The organism is Dyella sp. 333MFSha (assembly GCF_900102405.1).
In the GTDB taxonomy this organism is placed as follows: Bacteria; Pseudomonadota; Gammaproteobacteria; order Xanthomonadales; family Rhodanobacteraceae; genus Luteibacter; species Luteibacter mycovicinus.
Window position 1 is genome coordinate 426,534 of record NZ_FNBR01000001.1, and the last position, 16,824, is coordinate 443,357.

The 16,824-nt window shown below is 65.5% G+C and carries 16 protein-coding genes; 10 read left to right on the top strand and 6 right to left on the bottom strand.

Features of this window, described 5'->3' with window-relative positions:
- Positions 1 to 5 precede the first annotated feature (5 nt).
- Together BLT40_RS01875 and BLT40_RS01880 are read left to right on the top strand one after the other, a co-directional pair.
- Positions 6 to 797 carry a tRNA threonylcarbamoyladenosine dehydratase gene (locus BLT40_RS01875; RefSeq protein WP_255363911.1) on the top strand — a complete coding sequence of 264 codons (792 nt, stop codon included), beginning with the start codon at positions 6 to 8 and terminating at the stop codon, positions 795 to 797.
- Positions 798 to 841: 44 nt separating this feature from the next.
- A complete protein-coding gene (locus BLT40_RS01880) occupies positions 842 to 1,084 on the top strand; it encodes a GIY-YIG nuclease family protein (RefSeq protein WP_036111852.1) in 243 nt (80 codons plus the stop codon).
- On the opposite strand, the gene BLT40_RS01885 is transcribed toward BLT40_RS01880, so the two are convergent.
- Positions 1,081 to 1,482, bottom strand: coding sequence for a DUF3224 domain-containing protein (locus tag BLT40_RS01885; protein WP_079522895.1), 402 nt, complete (start codon positions 1,480 to 1,482; stop codon positions 1,081 to 1,083). The two genes, BLT40_RS01880 and BLT40_RS01885, sit on opposite strands and share 4 nt — an antisense overlap.
- Before the next feature lie 89 nt (positions 1,483 to 1,571).
- Here BLT40_RS01885 and BLT40_RS01890 point away from each other — a divergent pair, with 89 nt between their 5' ends.
- The 3 genes from BLT40_RS01890 (at position 1,572) to BLT40_RS01900 (ending at position 5,649) form a co-directional block, all read left to right on the top strand.
- On the top strand, positions 1,572 to 2,423 hold the full coding sequence (locus BLT40_RS01890) for a 2OG-Fe(II) oxygenase (protein WP_079522894.1): 852 nt from the start codon (positions 1,572 to 1,574) through the stop codon (positions 2,421 to 2,423).
- Positions 2,424 to 2,512: 89 nt separating this feature from the next.
- Positions 2,513 to 4,744 carry a M1 family metallopeptidase gene (locus tag BLT40_RS01895; RefSeq protein WP_176809070.1) on the top strand — a complete coding sequence of 744 codons (2,232 nt, stop codon included), beginning with the start codon at positions 2,513 to 2,515 and terminating at the stop codon, positions 4,742 to 4,744.
- A complete protein-coding gene (locus tag BLT40_RS01900) occupies positions 4,741 to 5,649 on the top strand; it encodes a hypothetical protein (protein WP_090350990.1) in 909 nt (302 codons plus the stop codon). Before BLT40_RS01895 ends, BLT40_RS01900 begins: the two co-directional genes overlap by 4 nt.
- 10 nt (positions 5,650 to 5,659) lie before the next feature.
- Here BLT40_RS01900 and BLT40_RS01905 read toward each other — a convergent pair whose 3' ends face one another.
- The 3 genes from BLT40_RS01905 to BLT40_RS01915 form a co-directional block, all read right to left on the bottom strand.
- A complete protein-coding gene (locus BLT40_RS01905) occupies positions 5,660 to 6,202 on the bottom strand; it encodes a GNAT family N-acetyltransferase (protein ID WP_036111861.1) in 543 nt (180 codons plus the stop codon).
- Between the two features lie 16 nt (positions 6,203 to 6,218).
- Positions 6,219 to 6,680, bottom strand: coding sequence for an SET domain-containing protein-lysine N-methyltransferase (locus tag BLT40_RS01910; protein ID WP_043694877.1), 462 nt, complete (start codon positions 6,678 to 6,680; stop codon positions 6,219 to 6,221).
- 98 nt (positions 6,681 to 6,778) lie between these two features.
- Positions 6,779 to 7,120 (bottom strand): ComEA family DNA-binding protein, encoded by a 342-nt coding sequence (locus BLT40_RS01915; protein ID WP_090350993.1) that lies wholly within the window; start codon positions 7,118 to 7,120, stop codon positions 6,779 to 6,781.
- A gap of 196 nt (positions 7,121 to 7,316) precedes the next feature.
- Between BLT40_RS01915 and BLT40_RS01920 the strand changes: the two genes are divergently transcribed.
- From BLT40_RS01920 to BLT40_RS01935, 4 genes are all read left to right on the top strand, one after another.
- The gene (locus BLT40_RS01920; protein ID WP_036111867.1) at positions 7,317 to 8,759 is read left to right on the top strand and encodes a M20 family metallopeptidase; all 1,443 of its coding nucleotides are present in this window, start codon (positions 7,317 to 7,319) and stop codon (positions 8,757 to 8,759) included.
- On the top strand, positions 8,756 to 9,469 hold the full coding sequence (locus BLT40_RS01925; RefSeq protein WP_090350995.1) for a YggS family pyridoxal phosphate-dependent enzyme: 714 nt from the start codon (positions 8,756 to 8,758) through the stop codon (positions 9,467 to 9,469). The genes BLT40_RS01920 and BLT40_RS01925 overlap by 4 nt, the downstream gene beginning before the upstream one ends.
- A gap of 276 nt (positions 9,470 to 9,745) precedes the next feature.
- A complete protein-coding gene (locus BLT40_RS01930; RefSeq protein WP_090350997.1) occupies positions 9,746 to 10,462 on the top strand; it encodes a C40 family peptidase in 717 nt (238 codons plus the stop codon).
- 972 nt (positions 10,463 to 11,434) lie between these two features.
- Positions 11,435 to 12,202 carry a pseudouridine synthase gene (locus BLT40_RS01935; RefSeq protein WP_079523040.1) on the top strand — a complete coding sequence of 256 codons (768 nt, stop codon included), beginning with the start codon at positions 11,435 to 11,437 and terminating at the stop codon, positions 12,200 to 12,202.
- A 51-nt stretch (positions 12,203 to 12,253) separates the two neighbouring features.
- Here the strand turns inward: BLT40_RS01935 and kbl are convergent, their stop codons facing one another.
- Positions 12,254 to 13,459, bottom strand: a complete 1,206-nt coding sequence (gene kbl, locus BLT40_RS01940; protein ID WP_176809071.1) for a glycine C-acetyltransferase — start codon at positions 13,457 to 13,459, stop codon at positions 12,254 to 12,256.
- Complete coding sequence (gene tdh / locus BLT40_RS01945; RefSeq protein ID WP_090352495.1) at positions 13,450 to 14,472, bottom strand: L-threonine 3-dehydrogenase; 1,023 nt, start codon at positions 14,470 to 14,472, stop codon at positions 13,450 to 13,452. Before tdh ends, kbl begins: the two co-directional genes overlap by 10 nt.
- A gap of 170 nt (positions 14,473 to 14,642) precedes the next feature.
- Between tdh and BLT40_RS01950 the strand changes: the two genes are divergently transcribed.
- Complete coding sequence (locus BLT40_RS01950) at positions 14,643 to 16,796, top strand: S46 family peptidase (protein WP_090351000.1); 2,154 nt, start codon at positions 14,643 to 14,645, stop codon at positions 16,794 to 16,796.
- Positions 16,797 to 16,824: the final 28 nt, after the last annotated feature.

Consider the following 16,824-nt stretch of genomic DNA (forward strand, 5'->3'; position numbering starts at 1 on the left):
GTCATGTGAGCACCGCACAGGCGGAACGCTTCGCCGGTATCGAGCGCCTCTACGGGCGCGGCAGCCTGGACCGCCTCGCCCATGCGCATGTCTGCGTCATCGGTGTCGGTGGCGTCGGCTCGTGGGCGGCGGAAGCCCTGGCGCGCAGCGGTGTGGGGCGCCTGACCCTGATCGATGGCGACGACGTCTGCCTGTCCAATACCAATCGTCAGCTGCATGCACTCGACGGTCAGTACGGCAAACCCAAGGTCGGCGTCATCGCCGAGCGGGCTCATGCGATCAGTCCGACCCTCCGGCTCGAGGCCATGGAACGCTTCCTTACGCCATCCACACTCGATGAACTGCTCGACCGCAACTACGATGTGGTGATCGACGCGTGCGACGCGCTCAAGGTCAAGCTGGAGACGATCGTCTGGTGTCGTCGGCGAAAGGTCCCGCTGGTCACGGTAGGCGCGGCCGGCGGTCGCACCGATCCGACGCAGGTCCGCGTGCGCGACCTGTCGCGTACCGAGCACGACGCCATGCTCAGCATGATCCGGAAAAAGCTTCGCCAGGAGCACGGTTTTCCCCGCAACCCCGATCGCTTCTTCGGCGTTTCGGCGGTGTACTCGTTGCAGAACGTCCAGTACCCGCAGGCGGACGGCAGCGTGTGTGGCGTGCGCCCGCCCGGTAGCGACGCGCTCAAGCTGGACTGCGGCGGTGGGCTTGGTGCGGCCACGCACGTCACCGGCGCGTTCGCGTTCGCCGCCGTGGGTAAGGCACTCGAAAAACTCACGGCACCAGCAAAGGCGGGCTGATCCTGCGTGTCGCCCGTCACGGGGCGGCGGGTTACGCTACGTCCATGTGGTGCGTCTATCTCATCGAATGTCGGAACGGCGCCTGGTACGCGGGGATAACCAACGACCTCGACGCGCGCTATGCGGCTCATGTGGCAGGGAAGGGTGCGCGCTATACGCGGGCCAATCCGCCGGTACGGTTGCTGGGCTCACGGCCATTCGCGGACCGGTCGGAGGCGTCGCGGGCCGAGTGGGCGGTGAAGCGGCTGCCTAAGGCGAAGAAGCTGGCGTGGTTGTTGGCCACCTAAGGCAGCGTATACGCCAGGTCGTAGGTGTGCCCACCCGCGTTATCGATCGTGATCGAAAAGGTTCCGGTGATGCCCGTGAGTTCGCGGCTGCCGGTATCCGGGACGATCGTGATGAGCAGTTCCTGTCCGGCCGCGGACATCACCCCTCGGTGGACGAGCGCAAAGCTGCCGGCTCGCCCGTTGACCGAGCCCGTGAATCGCTCCACGGCCGCGTAGGCAGCCGAACCCTGCACGCTCGTACTTCCGGCGGTGAGCATGGTTCCTTTGGAGGTACCCTCCATCCCTCCGTAAAACGTCTTCTCCAGACTCATCCGGCCGAGTGCCGATCCATCATCCGCGTCAACGGCCCCGTCGGGGGCGATCTTTACTTCGAAACTGCCATGTGCGTGCTGCGTCATGCGGCCTCCCCGGGCGTTTCAGTGACTCACCGTGTCGGTGTAGGATGTCAATTAGTACGGTTCAATGCCCCGGAGCGAGGCTAGCGCATATGGATACGCGACGGCACACCAGGATCACCCCCGAATGGCACACGTGGATCGGTGAGGCGCTGGCGGCAGGGTCGGCGCCGGCCGAGCTGCTCACCACGATGCGGGAAAACGATTTCGACGAGGCCGCCGCGCGTACGGCCATCGCCGATGCGCTGTTCGGCGGGCCCGCGACCCGCGCCGCGCCAGCCTGGCATACCCCGGGCTCCCGCCTGGCGGAGGGGCATGTACTACGGACCTCCGACCGTGACATCCGCGTTCTTCTGCGTATCGCCAGGCCGACGATCGCCGTTCTCGATGGTGTCCTCGACGACGCCGAGTGCGAGGGGATGATCGAACAGGCCAGATCGCGACTGGCACGCTCGGCCGTGGTGTCGCCCGAGTCGGGCGCCAATACCGTCATGGGTATCCGTACGAGCGAAGGCGCGTTTTTCCAGCGGGGCGAGAACCCGCTGGTACTGCGCATCGACCGGCGGGCCGCCGAGATCATGCGGTTACCCCATGAGCACGGCGAAGGCCTGCAGGTGATGCGCTATGGCGTCGGCGGCGAGTACGTACCGCACTTCGATTACTTCCCGCCCGACCAGAAAGGCAGCGAGCCCCATCTGGCCCAGGGCGGTCAGCGTGTCTCCACGCTGATCATGTACCTGGCCGATGTCGAGGCCGGCGGCGAAACCATCTTTCCCCGCATCGATTTCAGCTACGTGCCGCGCAAGGGGCAGGCGCTGTACTTCGAATACACCGACGCCGACGGCTCGCTGGACGTGCTTTCTCTGCACGGCGGGGCGCCCGTCACCCAGGGTGAGAAGTGGATTGTCACGAAATGGATGCGCCAGCGATCCTTCGTGGGATGAGTCATGGCAGGCGGGCCGTGACCTCTGGCCTATATCGGCGCGAAGTCTGAGCCAGCAATCATCGCCGGATGACAGGGGGAGGGGGTTCGATGCGCCGACAGGCAGGCAGGTTGGTTCGTTTCGTCGCCGCGGGGTTGCTGCTTTGCGTCGGTAGTGTGTGGGGGCAAGCGGCCGCGCCCGCTCTTCCCGCGCCGGCAGGGGCCAGCACCGTGGCGCCGCCTGCGGTCCCTGTCGAAATCCCCTTCGCCTCGCCGCATGCCGGCTCGGTACGCACACCCAGTGCGCCGGACGCCTGGGGCGGCCCGCGTAACGGTCAGGAAGCGACCCTCTCGGATCGCGTGGTGTCGTATCGCATCCAGGCGCGCCTCGATCCCGACAAGCACACCGTGGACGGCCAGCAGCAGCTGACCTGGCATAACCGCAGCGACCGTCCCGTGTCGGCGGTCTTCCTGCACATGTACCTCAACGCGTTCGAAGGCGAGGGCAGCACCTTTTTCACCGAGCGCGCGCTCCTCGCCGCCGCCGGTGGCGCGCGCGGCACCGCCGAGGTGAAGAAGGGCGAATGGGGCTACATCGACCTTGGTAACGTCGAGCAGGACGGTGCCGCCCTGAAGTGGAGTTATGTCCATCCCGACGGCGGCCCTGCGACGGATCACACCGTGATTCGCGTGGATCTGGCGCAGCCCGTGCCGGCCGGGGGCAACGTGACCCTGGATATGAATTTTCACAGCCAGCTACCGCGCGTGATCGAGCGCACGGGCTACGTGGGTCAATTCCATCTGGTCGCCCAGTGGTTCCCGAAGATCGGCGTGCTCGAGCTTCCGGGCGAGCGCGGTGCGACCGAGCCGCGGTGGAACGTGCACGAGTTCCACTTCAGCAGCGAGTTCTATGCCGACTTCGCCGAGTACGACGTGCGCATGACCGTGCCGAAAGGCTACGTCGTCGGTGCGGTCGGCGAGCAGCAGGGTGAGCCGGTTCCGGAAGGAAATGAGCTGACCTGGCATTTCATCCAGGGCGACGTCCACGATTTTGCGTGGATGGCCGCCCCCGGCTACAAGACACTGGACAGTGACTGGAACGGGCCCGGCAGCCCGAAGGTCAGGGTGCGGGTGATCTATCCGCCCGAATACGCGGCCAGCGCGAAACCGGTGCTCAAAGCGACGCTCGATTCGCTGAGTTACTTCTCCGACACGCTGGGTCCGTACCCCTATAAGACGGTGACCGCGGTCGTGCCGCCGTTCAACGCGTCCGAAGCCGGCGGGATGGAGTACCCGACCTTCTTCACGGCGGAGGCGTACGACAACGTCAAGCCGAAGACGATGGACGAGTACATGCTCGACTTCGTCACGATCCACGAATTCGGCCATGGTTATTTCTACGGACTGCTGGCCTCGAACGAGTTCGAGGAGCCGATGCTGGACGAGGGCCTCAACGAGTACTGGGACGAACGCATGCTGCGCGAGCGCGGCCAGCCGTTGTATCTCACGCAGCCGCTCTGGCAGTTCTTCGGCGTCCAGCCGGCGATGCCTGTCTTCATGCTCGAGCGCATGTTCGCCACGCTTTCCCGTCCATCCGACCCGCTCGGGCAAAACGCATGGGACCGCCTGTCGAGCGGCGATTACGTGACGGTCTATACGCGTACCGCGACGGCGATGCACGATCTGGAGGAGCGTCTCGGCAAGGATGTGATGGAAAAGGCCTTCAAGGACTACTACGCCCGGTGGCACTTCCGTCATCCGTCCATTGCCGACCTTCAGGCCTCGCTTTCCGAATCGTCCGGCAAGCCTGACGTCGTCGCGCAGGTGTTCAACCAATACGTCTTCGGCACCGATCGTATCGACGACCGTGTCAGCGACATAACCAGTGACGAAGTGCTCCCACTGGCTGGCACCGTCATGAAGGACGGCAGGCGGGTCGAGACGAGCAGCGAGGAGAACGAGGCGGCGATCGACAAGCAACGTGAGGCCTGGAACAAGGCGCATCCGGACGCGAAAAAAGGTACGGGGCCGTTTCCGTGGAAGACCGTGGTCACGGTCTGGCGTGATGGTTCGTCGGTACCGCAGACGCTGAAGGTGAGCTTCGCCGACGGCTCAACGGAAACCGTGCGCTGGGACGATCAGCGACGCTGGGCGCGCTTCGCGTTCACGAAGCCCGCGAAGGGCGTTTCCGCCGAACTCGATCCGGCGCAGAAGATTTATCTCGATGCGAACAAGCTCAACGACAGTCGCACCGTCGAGTCGAATCACGCCGCTTCCAACCGCTGGGGCGCCGACTTCGCTGCGCTGATCCAGGGTATCTACGCTTTCCTGGGGACGCTATGAACGCGCGCACCAAACGTTCGGCCGCTTCGGCTCTGGGTCTCGGCATGCTCGGAGGCCTGCAATGGCGGCTGATGCTGCTGTGGGTGTTCATCACGTTACTGCCGACCCTCGTCGTGGCGTTGCCGCTCTGGCGCGTGCTCGACGGCCTGTTGGGTCACTCCGTGCACGCGGAGGAATGGGCGCGTCACTTCAACGGTCTTTTCCTGGGCGATGTGTCGTCCGCGTTGCAAGCCAGCCCGTGGATCGGTTCGGCGTTCGTCGCGGGGGCGGTGCTGACGCTTGCCATCTCGCCGTTTCTTTCCGGCATGGCCGTTGCCGGCGGTCGGGCGAATCGCGCCCTGAGTTTTGGCGGGCTGTTGCAAGGCGGTGCGACCGAGTACGGACGCATGCTGCGCCTGCTCCCGCTCTCGCTGATTCCCTACGGCCTCGTCGTCCTTGCCGCGAAAGGTGTTTCGTCCCTCGTCGACGATAAGGTCGACGCCGCCTTGCTGCCGTCGACCGCCGATATGTACCAGCATGGGTCGCTCGTGGTGATCGCACTGTGCTTCGTCGTCGCCCAGGCGATCGTCGAGTCGGCGCGTGCACAGTTCATCGCGGACATCACCTTGCGCTCGGCATGGCGTGCGTTCGGACGCGGCGTGGTGCAGGTGGTGCGTCGACCCGTCGCCAGCCTGTTCGCCTATGTCGTCATTACGGCGGTCGGCCTGGGTCTGACCGTGTTGATCGCATCCTGGCGCGGTCATTCGGTCGCGGTCGGCGGCGAATGGTTCGCCGCGTTTCTGATCGTGCAGCTTGGCGTGGCGGTCGTGGCATGGATGCGCACCGCACGGCTGCTGGCGCTCGCCGGTCTCGCCAGCTCGACACAGCAGCGCCGGCGCCGTTCAGATTTCGCGCCGGCGATGTGAGCCCTGTGAGTCAGCCCGCCCGGCGGACTTCGCGGTGCGGCGGGTAATAGGCGAACAGATGCGTCGCGCCGCCAAGGAAGTCGATGTTGTCGATGTGCTCGCCGCCCAGGCGCTCGGCGACGTGGTCGGAGGCTTCGTTGCCGATGCGCACGAGGCTGATCACACGCTGCGCGTGCATCTCTTTCCAGGCAAAGGCGAGGATGGCCTCACCGGCTTCGGTGGCATAACCGTGGTGGCGGTGTTCGGGCTTCAGCATCCAGCCCAGTTCGAGGTCGGGCCAGCCTTCGGGTTTCATGAGGCCGGCACGGCCGATGAATTCACCGGTGTCCTTCAGTTCCATGGCCCACATGCCGCAGCCACGTAACGCCCAGTGGCCGAGCAGCATGGCCATGGATCGCCAGGCATTCATGCGGTCGAGCGGCTGGCCGTCACCGATCCAGCGCGTGCTCTCCGCGTCCGCGAGCATCCTCGCGTAGTCGTCGAAGTGATGTTCGGTAAGAGCGGTGAGCCGCAGGCGCGGCGTTTCCAGAACGGGGATATCGGATAGTGACATCGAGGTGACCAAGGGTTCAGCCGAGCAGAGCTGCCAGGGCGCGCGTGGACTGCGCGAGGCTTTCCTGCCAGGGCAAGCCGGTTATTTTCTCACCACTTGCCGCGTCATTAAAGCTCTCTTCCTGGCCCGGCGCGAGAAGGTGTCGGTAATCGACAGTGATTTCAGTGCCTTGCGCGAGATCCTTCGCCGCAAAGATGAAGCCCAGGTGCCAGAGGCCGGTGGGCTCGAAGCTGTGATTCACGTAGCACTCGTCCGGCCAGTCGGGCGACACCGTGTAGCGGTCCTCGAACCAGCGCGCGGCGGCGTGAAGGTCGGCGGACAGGGCGGGGGACGCCATGATGTCGTCCCAGCGGTGCGTCTGGTCGATCGCGTCGGGCGCGGTGACGATACGGCCCGCGGCGACGAATTCATCGACGAACAGGCCTTTGCCTGCGCCGGGGATGGCGGAAGCGGCGATGCGGTAACGCGGCAGGATCATTGCTTTCGTCTGGCCCCTGGTCACGTCGGCAGGGCAGAAGCGCCGCCGGCATGGGGCGCGAGTGTAGCGCGTTCCGCCGGCGGCGAAAGGGGGAGGGGTCACTCGTCCGCGTCGGCCGCCTTCGCCCTGGCCTTCGCTTTGGCGGCGCGGGGCGGCTTGGCGCTCTTTGCGGTTTTGGCACCCCCGTCCACCTGGATGGCGTCCCGGTTGCGGTCGACGAGGGACTGGCCGATGCCCTTGACCTCGACGAGCTGGTCGGCGGATTCGAAGCTGCCATTGGCTTCCCGCCACGCCACGATCGCCTGAGCCTTGGCGAGGCCGACGCCGTCGAGTGACTGCGCGAGGGTAGGAGCGTCGGCCGTGTTCACGTTGACGGGGGTGGAGGCGAAGGCGGGCAGACAGGTGAGAAGGCCGGCGAAGGCGAACAGACGGTAGTTCACGGTGAAACCTCCTGGGTAGGCGCGTCGGATGACGCCCGGGCACTCTGCGCTGCGCAAACGGCGTCGCGTACCGGCGCGGCGGCGTTGTCAGCGTGCGTCGCGCGCATCACGGCGCGACGGAGCCGGACCACGGTGTGAAGGTCACCCCTGTCGGCGCTGTTACAATCGTCCTTTGCCCCACAGAGTCGTGCCCGCCATGGATACCTCGCGCATTTCTTCCTTCGTCAGCGGCCTCTGGGACGCGGAAATCGTCCCGCAGCTGGTCGAGTACATCCGTATTCCGAACAAGTCGCCCATGTTCGATGCGCAGTGGCGCGAGCACGGGTACATGGATCAGGCCGTGACGCTGATGGAAACGTGGGCGCGCTCCAAGCTGCCGGCGTTCGAGGGTGCCACGCTCGAGGTGGTCCGCCTCGAGGGCCGTACGCCGCTGATCTACATCGACGTGCCGGCGCAGGGCGTGACCGGCAAGGGCACCGACGAGACCGTCGTGCTCTATGGCCACCTCGACAAGCAGCCGGAGATGACGGGCTGGGCCGAGGACCTCGGTCCGTGGACGCCGGTGATCAAGGGCGACAAGCTTTACGGTCGTGGCGGCGCGGATGATGGCTACGCGATCTTCGGCTCGCTGGCGGCGCTGCTGGCGCTGCGCGAGCAGGGCGTGCCGCACGCGCGCTGCGTAATCATGATCGAGGCCTGCGAAGAGTCGGGCAGCTACGATCTGCCTTACTACGTGGACCACCTGGCCGACCGCATCGGCAACCCGGCCCTCGTGGTCTGCCTCGACTCCGGCTGCGGCAACTACGACCAGCTCTGGCTGACCACGTCGCTGCGCGGCATGACCGGCGGCAACCTCACCGTGCAGGTGCTCGAAGAGGGTGTGCATTCCGGCGACGCGTCGGGCGTCGTGCCTTCCAGCTTCCGTATTTTGCGCGACATCCTCAGCCGTCTGGAGAACCCGCAGACCGGCGAGATCGTGCCGAAGGAACTGTACGTCGAGATCCCCGCGCAGCGCATCGAGCAGGCGCGTCGCTCGGCCGACGTGCTGGGCACGGACATTTACGACAAGTTCCCGTTTGTCGAAGGTATGAAGCCCACCACCAGCGATCTGACCGAGCTCGTGCTCAACCGCACCTGGCGTCCGCAGCTGGCCGTGACCGGTGTGGGCGGCATGCCGCCGCTGGACAGCGCCGGCAACGTGCTGCGCCCGAAGACCGCGGTCAAGCTCAGCCTGCGCGTACCGCCGACACTGTCGGGTGCCGAAGCCGGCAAGTTCCTCAAGGAGCTGCTCGAGAAGGATCCCCCGTACGGCGCGAAAGTCAGCTTCGCCCTCGAGAAGGACGGTAGCGGCTGGAACGCGCCGGCGCTGTCGCCGTGGCTGGAAGAGGCCGTCGCGAAGGCATCCGAGCACTACTTCGGTGCTCCGGCCGCCTACATGGGTGAGGGCGGCAGCATTCCTTTCATGGGCATGCTGGGCGAGAAATTCCCGCAGGCCCAGTTCCTCATCACCGGCGTGCTTGGGCCGCATTCCAACGCGCACGGCCCGAACGAGTTCCTGCACATCCCGACGGGCAAGCGCGTAAGCATGGTGGTGGCCGACGTCGTCGCCCGGCACTTCCAGGAAGCGTCGAAGGCATGACCGCTGGTGCCGGTACGACCGCAGATGCCGATACGCTCGCCGGTCGCGTCGCGATCGTGCGGGGCCGGATCGCCGCGGCCTGCGTCAGCGTGGGGCGCGATCCCTCCGAAGTGACGTTGTTACCGGTCAGCAAGACCTTCGGCAGTGACGTGGTCCGTGAGGCGGTCGGCCTCGGCCTGCGGCGTTTCGGCGAGAACAAGGTGCAGGAGATTCAGGCGAAGGCCGCCGACCTGGCGGCCGAGGCGCTGGACTGGGTGGTCATCGGGCACCTGCAGACGAACAAGGCCAGGGCCGTTGCCCGGCTCGCGTCCGAGGTCCAGTCGCTGGACCGGCTGGATCTGGCCGTCGCGCTGGACAAGGCGCTGCAGGCCGAAGGCAGGGCGATCGATGTCCTCATCCAGGTCAAGACCTCCCGCGAGGACAGCAAGTTCGGGCTCGCCCCGGACATGCTTCCCGCGTTTCTCGATCAGCTCCGTGCGTTCTCGTCGCTGCGGGTGCGTGGGTTGATGACGCTGGCTGAGGCATCCGAAGACGAGGGCATCGTCAGCGGCTGCTTCCGGACCCTGTATCAATGTCGTAACACCGCCCGCGACGCCGGCCACACGGTCGATCGCCTGTCGATGGGCATGAGCGGTGACTTCGCCCTGGCCATTGCCGAGGGCAGCACCGAGGTGAGGGTAGGCAGCGCCTTGTTTGGCGCCAGGGCGTAAAACGCCTGACGTGACCGGATGCACGTTTTCGGCTGCCCGCCGCCCGCGACGGGCTATCCGGGCCATCACATATGTGAATCCAAGTGCTTATATCGGTTCAGGTTTCCGGCCTGTTTTCCGCGCTTTCCTGCGACTTGTATGAATGTTTCCTAGGACAGGCGTTTTTTAACTTTATGCCAACAACTAGGGCGAGGGGGTTTGGTAACTTCACCACTCGTTCACGGTCGTCTCACCTTCACGGCGGCTTAACTTCACGATGAATAGGCCTTATCGCTCATGCATTTAAAGCGACTGACCGCTCTCGCGTTAGCCTCCTGCTGTTTCGCTGCTGTCACACCCGTTATCGCCGACACGGTCACCGCTCCACAGGGTCTTGACCAGTCCGCGACGCTTCTTCTCACTGATCTTCCGGTCTTCGCCCCGGCGAATGCCCTGGCCCAGTCGGCCATCCCTGACGTCGCTTCTCTGGTTGCCCCCAAGGCGCCGGTTGCCTCCGCCAAGGTTGCCGCTCCGGCCGCCAGCGACGACGACACACTGGGTGACGATGACGACGACAGCCTCGTCGCCGCCGCCACCGACAAGCTGGCCGGTCACGTCGACGGTCATGCCCGCGAGGCCCTCCTGGCCTTCGCCATGAAGCTCCGCGATATCCGTTACCACCGCGGTGGCCGCGCCCCGTCCACCGGCTTCGACTGCAGCGGTTTTGTCCGGTATGTCTTTTCGCACAGCATCGGCCTCGACCTCCCGACCAACTCGGCCAGCCAGTTCCTCGCCGGCCTGAAGGTCAAGCGCAACGAGATGAAGACGGGTGACCTGGTCTTCTTCCGCACACGCGGCAAGGCCATCTCGCACGTCGGCATCTACATCGACAACGGCCAGTTCATCCATTCTCCGTCGGCAGGCAAGACGGTGCGCGTGGATAACCTCAACGAGGCTTACTGGTCCAAGCACTTCGCCGGCGCCAAGCGCCCCGAAGGTATCGCGAAGATCTGACGGGAACCCTTCAACGTATTTTCCGAAACGGCATGCTCCGGCATGCCGTTTTTTTTGCGTTTTTTGGGGAGGTGTCGGGCTCGGCTTGCGCCATCGCGTTTGGCTTTGTCGCGGTGTGTCGTGTCGTGTTGGAGAGACGGCGGGGGTGACCCTCGAGGCCACGCCTGCGGCGACCCCTCAAGGAAAGGCCGCTACCGCCGCCGTATATCAATGGCCTTCGGCCGGGTCGGGCTTCGCCTGGGGGTTTTCGAGTCGGCTGTCCCCGCCTCCCCGAAAACGGCCGGTCATCCCTGACCGGCCCCGCCTGCGCGGCCTTGTCCAGTCGAAGCCCTCGCCTGCGGCTACCGGCCTCGAGGGTCACCCCCGCCGTCTCTTTGGTGTACCGAGGTGGGTTGGTGGTCGAGCGGGGTGTGGCTTCTTCGCTTCGTTGGCTTTTCGCGCGCAGGGCGCGCTCCTACAGGCCGCCATGTATCCCACCATTGCGCTCGCCGCGCGGGGTAGGAGCGAACCCCGTTCGCGAACCCTCAGCCCCACTAAGGCGAACGAGGCCATGCACCCCAGGCAAGCGAGCGGTCCCAGCCAACAAAGCGAGCCGCCGCTCGACCCCACGCTGCCTCAGTCCCCCAAAGAGCCGGCGGGTGCCACCCTCGCGTCCGGTAGCCGCAGGCGAGGGCTCCGACTGGAAGAGGCCCGCAGGGGGCCGGTCAGGGATGACCGGCCGTTTTCGGGGAGGCAGGGACAGCCGACTCGAAAACCCCCAGTCGGAGCCCGACCCGGCCGAAGGCCATTGAAATACGGCCGCGGAGCGGCCCTTCCCTGAGGGGTCGCCGCAGGCGTGGACGCGAGGGTGGCACCCGCCGGCTCTCCAACGCGACACCACACGCTGCGACAAAGCTAAACGCGACGGCGCAAGCCGAGCCCCCCCCAAGGACATCCGCCCGCCAGAAGAACCGCTTCCACTATCCTAGGCATATGCCTCGCCCTCCTGTCAGAACGCCGTCGCCGCTGCGCGCCAGACGGCCATCTCAGCCCACCTTCGGGGTCGCGCGCGTGTTGTCCAAACGCGGTGTCTGCTCACGTAGCCAGGCGGAAAAGGCCGCGCGCGAGGGGCGGGTTAAAGTGGATGGAAAGATCGTGCGCGATCCCGAATTCCGGATCACGGGGAGCGAGCGGATCGAGCTGGATGGTGCGGGGGCGGTCGCCGCCGCGCCGGTGTATCTCGTCATGAACAAACCCCGAGGCGTGGTGGTCTCCGCATCCGACGATCGCGGGCGGGATACGGTCTATGGGCTGCTCGAAGGTGCCGGGTTGCCCTGGGTCGGGCCGGTGGGTCGGCTCGACAAGGCGAGCGAAGGCTTGCTGCTGCTGTCGAACGACACCGTCTGGGCGGCTGGGATCACCGAGCCGGCGACGCACGTGCCGAAGACCTATCACGTGCAGGTGGCGGGACAACCGGACGAGTCGACCATCGCGGCGATGCTCGGTGGCGTCATCGATGAAGGCGAGCCGCTGCGTGCGGGTGCGGCGGCATTGTTGCGGCAGGGCGAGAAGACGGCCTGGCTCGAGGTCACGCTCGACGAGGGACGCAACCGGCATATCCGCCGGTTGATGGCGGCGCTGGGGTTCGAGGTGCAGCGACTGGTGCGGGTGGCGATCGGTGACTTGCCCCTTGGCGAACTGGCCAAGGGGCAGTGGCGGCATTTGAGTGAGGCTGAGGTGTCCGGCCTGCGGAGGCGGTGAGGCCAGCGCCCTTCGTTAGCGGGCTGGCTCTCACCGGTGTGAGGAAGACCCTCAGCCCTTCAACACGCCCAGCTTCTTTCCCACCCGGATGAACGCCGCGATCGCGTGGTCCAGATGTTCCCGTGTATGCGCCGCGCTCATCTGCGTGCGGATACGTGCCTTGCCTTGCGGCACGACGGGGAAGAAGAAGCCCGTGACGTAGATGCCTTCCTCGAGCAACTCGGTAGCCATGGCCTGCGCCTGCTTCGCGTCGTAAATCATCACCGGTACGATCGGGTGCTGACCCGGGCGGATGTCGAAACCGGCTTCGGTCATCTTCTCGCGGAAATAGCGGGTGTTCTCCTTCACTTTCTCGCGCAGGTCGCCGGCGGCATCCAGCATGTCGAAGACCTTGGTACCGGCTGCGACGACGTGCGGCGGCAACGAGTTGGAGAACAGGTACGGACGCGAGCGCTGGCGCAGCAGTTCGATGACTTCACGGCGGCCGGTGGTGAAACCGCCCAGGGCGCCACCGAGTGCCTTGCCCAGCGTGCCGGTGATGATGTCGATCTTGTCGAGCACGCCGTGCAGTTCGGCCGAGCCGCGGCCGGTATCGCCCAGGAAGCCGGTGCAGTGGCACTCGTCGATGTGGACCAGCGCGTCGTACTTCTTCGCCAGCGCGGTGATCTCGGCCAGCGGGGCGACGAAGCCGTCCATCGAAAACGCGCCGTCGGTGGTGATCAGCTTGGTGCGTGCGCCCGCCGCATCGGCGGCCTGCAGCTGGGCTTCGAGATCGGCCATGTCGCAGTTGGCGTAGCGGAAACGCTTTGCCTTGCACAGGCGGATGCCATCGATGATCGAGGCGTGGTTGAGCGAGTCGGAAATGACCGCGTCTTCCTCGCCCAGCAGCGGCTCGAACAGACCGCCGTTGGCGTCGAAGCAGGCGGCGTAGAGGATCGTGTCCTCCTTGCCGAAGAACGTGGCGATCTTCGCCTCCAGTTCCTTGTGCAGATCCTGCGTGCCGCAGATGAAGCGCACACTGGCCATGCCGAAGCCGTGCGTGTCGAGCGCGTCCTTGGCCGCCTGGATCACGTCGGGGTGATCGGCCAGGCCGAGGTAGTTGTTCGCACAGAAATTGAGGACCTTGCGGCCACCTTCCAGTTCGATCTCGGCCGACTGCGGCGAGACGATGATGCGCTCTTTCTTGAACAAGCCCTGTTCGCGGATGGCGTCGAGCTCGCTGGCGAAACGGGTCTGGCCGGGGTAGGTCACGTCCATGAGCAGACCACCTTGCCGCAGTGACCGGCATCCATCAGATCGAAGCCCTTCTGGAAATCGTCGATCGCGATCTGATGCGTCAGCACCTTCTGCAACGGGAAGCCCGTGAGCACCATCTGGGTCATCTTGTACCAGGTCTCGTACATCTTCCGGCCGTAGATGCCCTGCAGGGTGAGCCCCTTGAAGATGACCTTGTCCCAGTCAATACCGGCGCCACGCGGCATGATGCCGAGCATGGCGATCTTGCCGCCGTGGTACATGCAGTCGAGCATGTCGCCGAAGGCGCGGGGGTTGCCGCTCATCTCCAGACCTACGTCGAAGCCTTCGATGTGCAGGTCCTTCACGGTGTCCTTGAGCGACTGCTTGGACACGTTGACCACGCGCGTGGCGCCCATGTCGGCGGCGAGCTTCAGGCGGTAGTCGTTGACATCGGTGACGACGACGTTGCGCGCGCCGACGTGCTTGGCGATGCCTGCGGCGATGATGCCGATCGGACCGGCGCCGGTGATCAGGACATCTTCACCGATCAGGTCGAACTCGAGTGCGCAGTGCGCGGCGTTGCCATACGGGTCGAAGAAAGCGGCCAGCTCGGACGGAATCTGGTCCGGGATCGGCCACAGGTTGGACGCCGGCACGGTCATGTATTCGGCGAAGGCACCGTTGCGGTTCACGCCGATGCCCGTGGTGTTCGGGCACAGGTGCTGACGGCCGGCGCGACAGTTGCGGCAATGGCCGCAGACGATGTGGCCTTCGGCCGAGACGCGGTCGCCGATGTTGTAGCCGGTGACGCCCGGGCCGATCTCGGCGATGCGACCGACGAACTCGTGGCCGATGGTGAGGCCCGGCGTGATGGTGCGCTGGGACCACTCGTCCCACTTGTAGATGTGCAGGTCCGTTCCGCAGATGGCTGTTTTTTCGATCTTGATCAGGACTTCGTTCGGGCCGACCTGCGGCACCGGCACTTCTTCCATCCAGATGCCTTGCTCGGGCTTACGCTTCACGAGCGCTTTCATCGTCTGCTGCATGGGCTCAAAGGTTCCGTGCGGGGAAGGTCCGGGGCTGGACCCAAACCGCCATTATAGGCCCGTCCATCCCCCGTTCGTGATGCGGCGCGGCATTGCCAGCGAGGGCCCGGGGCCTCTATGGTCGGGTCCGCTTTGCAAGACCGACAGGGGCAACGAAAATGCGAATCCGATCGATGATGCTGGGAGCCGCCATGGCGCTGGCGCTGGATGCGAAGGCCGATGAAGGCATGTGGCTGCCGTCGCAGCTGCCTTCGATTGCGAAGAATCTCAAGGATGCCGGCTTTAGGGGCGATCCCAAGGACCTGGCCGACCTGACGAAAGCGCCCCTGAATGCGGTCGTCCGCATTGGCGGTGGCACGGGCTCGTTCGTGTCATCCGATGGTCTTGTCGTGACCAATCACCACGTTGCCTTCGGTGTCATCCAGTACAACACCCGGCCGGACCGCGATCTCATCAACGAGGGCTTCGTGGCGCCGGACCGCGCTGGCGAGCTGCCGGCCAACCCGGATTACCGCCTGCGCGTGACCGTAGGTTTCGACAAGGTCACCGACCGCATCCTGGCGGACGCGAGAGGCAAGACGGGAAGGGCTTACTACGATGCCGTCGATGCGGCGAGTAAGGCACTGGTCGCGGAGTGCGAGAAGCAGCCCGGCATCCGGTGCAGTGTCGCCAACATGTTCTACGGTCGCGACTTCTACCTGGTGCGTCAGCTGGAACTGCGTGACATCCGTCTGGTGTATGCACCGCCCCGGGCGATCGGTAACTACGGCGACGAGATCGACAACTTCGTCTGGCCGCGCCACGCGGGTGACTTCACCATCCTCCGCGCCTATGTCGGCAAGGACGGCAAGCCGGCCGACTTCTCACCGGACAACGTGCCCTATCACCCGCCGTCGCATCTGAAGCTGGCGACGGAAGGCGTGGCCGAGGGCGACTTCGTCATGTTGGCCGGTTACCCCGGCACCACCTACCGTCATCGCACGGCGGCGGAGTTCGCGGACCAGATCGAGTGGCGCCTGCCGACGTCGGTCGCCGTGCTCAAGGGCTTGCAGGACGTGATCGAGGCCCAGGGCAAGGCGGACAAGGAGGCCGGTATCCGGTACGCCTCGCAGCTGCAGTCGCTCAAAAACAACATCAAACGGTTCAGCGGTGAGCTGGAAGGTCTGAAGCGCAGCGACGCCGTGGCGGTTCGCCGTGAGGACGAGGCAGCAATGCTGGTGTGGCTGGCGACCCAGTCCGACGCCGCTGCGCTCAAACCGTCGATCGATCAGGCCATGGCACTGATCGCGCAGGGCAAGGACGTGCGCGACCGCGACCTGCTCGTGGGCCTCCTGACGTCGCAGACCCAGCTGATGCGCGGCGCGCTGTCGATCGATCGTCTGTCGGCGGAGCGCCTCAAGGCCGACGCCGAGCGCGAATCCGGCTACCAGAAACGCGACGAGGAACTGATCCAGAGTCAGCTGACACAGATTCAGCGCCGCTACGACCCGCGCGTGGAGAAAGCGCTGGTGACCTCGGTGCTCACGCGCTACCAGCGGTTGCCGGACGCGCAGCGTCTGCCGGAAGTCGACAAGGTGTTCGGTCGTACACCGGCCGAGCTGACCAGGGCGCTCGACAGCATCTACGGCGCGACGACGTTCGCCGACGAGGCGGAACGCACGCGTCTGTTCGCCGCCGCGCCTGCCGACGTTGCGAAAAGCAACGACGCCCTGCTGGTCGTCGCCCGCACGCTTCGGCCTGCTCTGCTGCGCATCGAGGAAGAAAAGAAGGCGCGGGAAGGCGATCTCCTTCGCCTGCGCCCGGCTTACATGCAGGCGCTGATCGCTTACCGCGAAAAGCAGGGTAAGGCGGTCTATCCCGACGCGAACTCCACGCTGCGTGTCAGCTACGGCAAGGTCACGCCACTGGCCGCACGCGACGCGGTCAGCTACGCGCCACTGACCACGGTGCAGGGCATCGTCGAGAAGAACACGGGGGCGTTCCCGTTCGATGCGCCCGTACCGCTGATCGATGCGATCCACAAAGGCGACTTCGCGGGCTACACCGATGCGAAGACCGGCGCGATGCCTGTGGACTTCCTCAGCAACCTGGATACGACCGGCGGTAACTCGGGCTCGCCGGTGCTGAACGCCAGGGGCGAACTCGTCGGCCTCAACTTCGACAGCAACTGGGAGGCCGTCAGCGCCAGCTGGATGTACGACTCCCGCTACAAGCGGGCCATCCATGTGGACATGCGCTACATGCGCTGGCTGATGGACAAGGTCTATCCGTCGCACGCCCTGCTGCGTGAACTCGGCGTTCCCGCGAAGTAAGGCGTTCCATGACCTCCGGCACGTACCG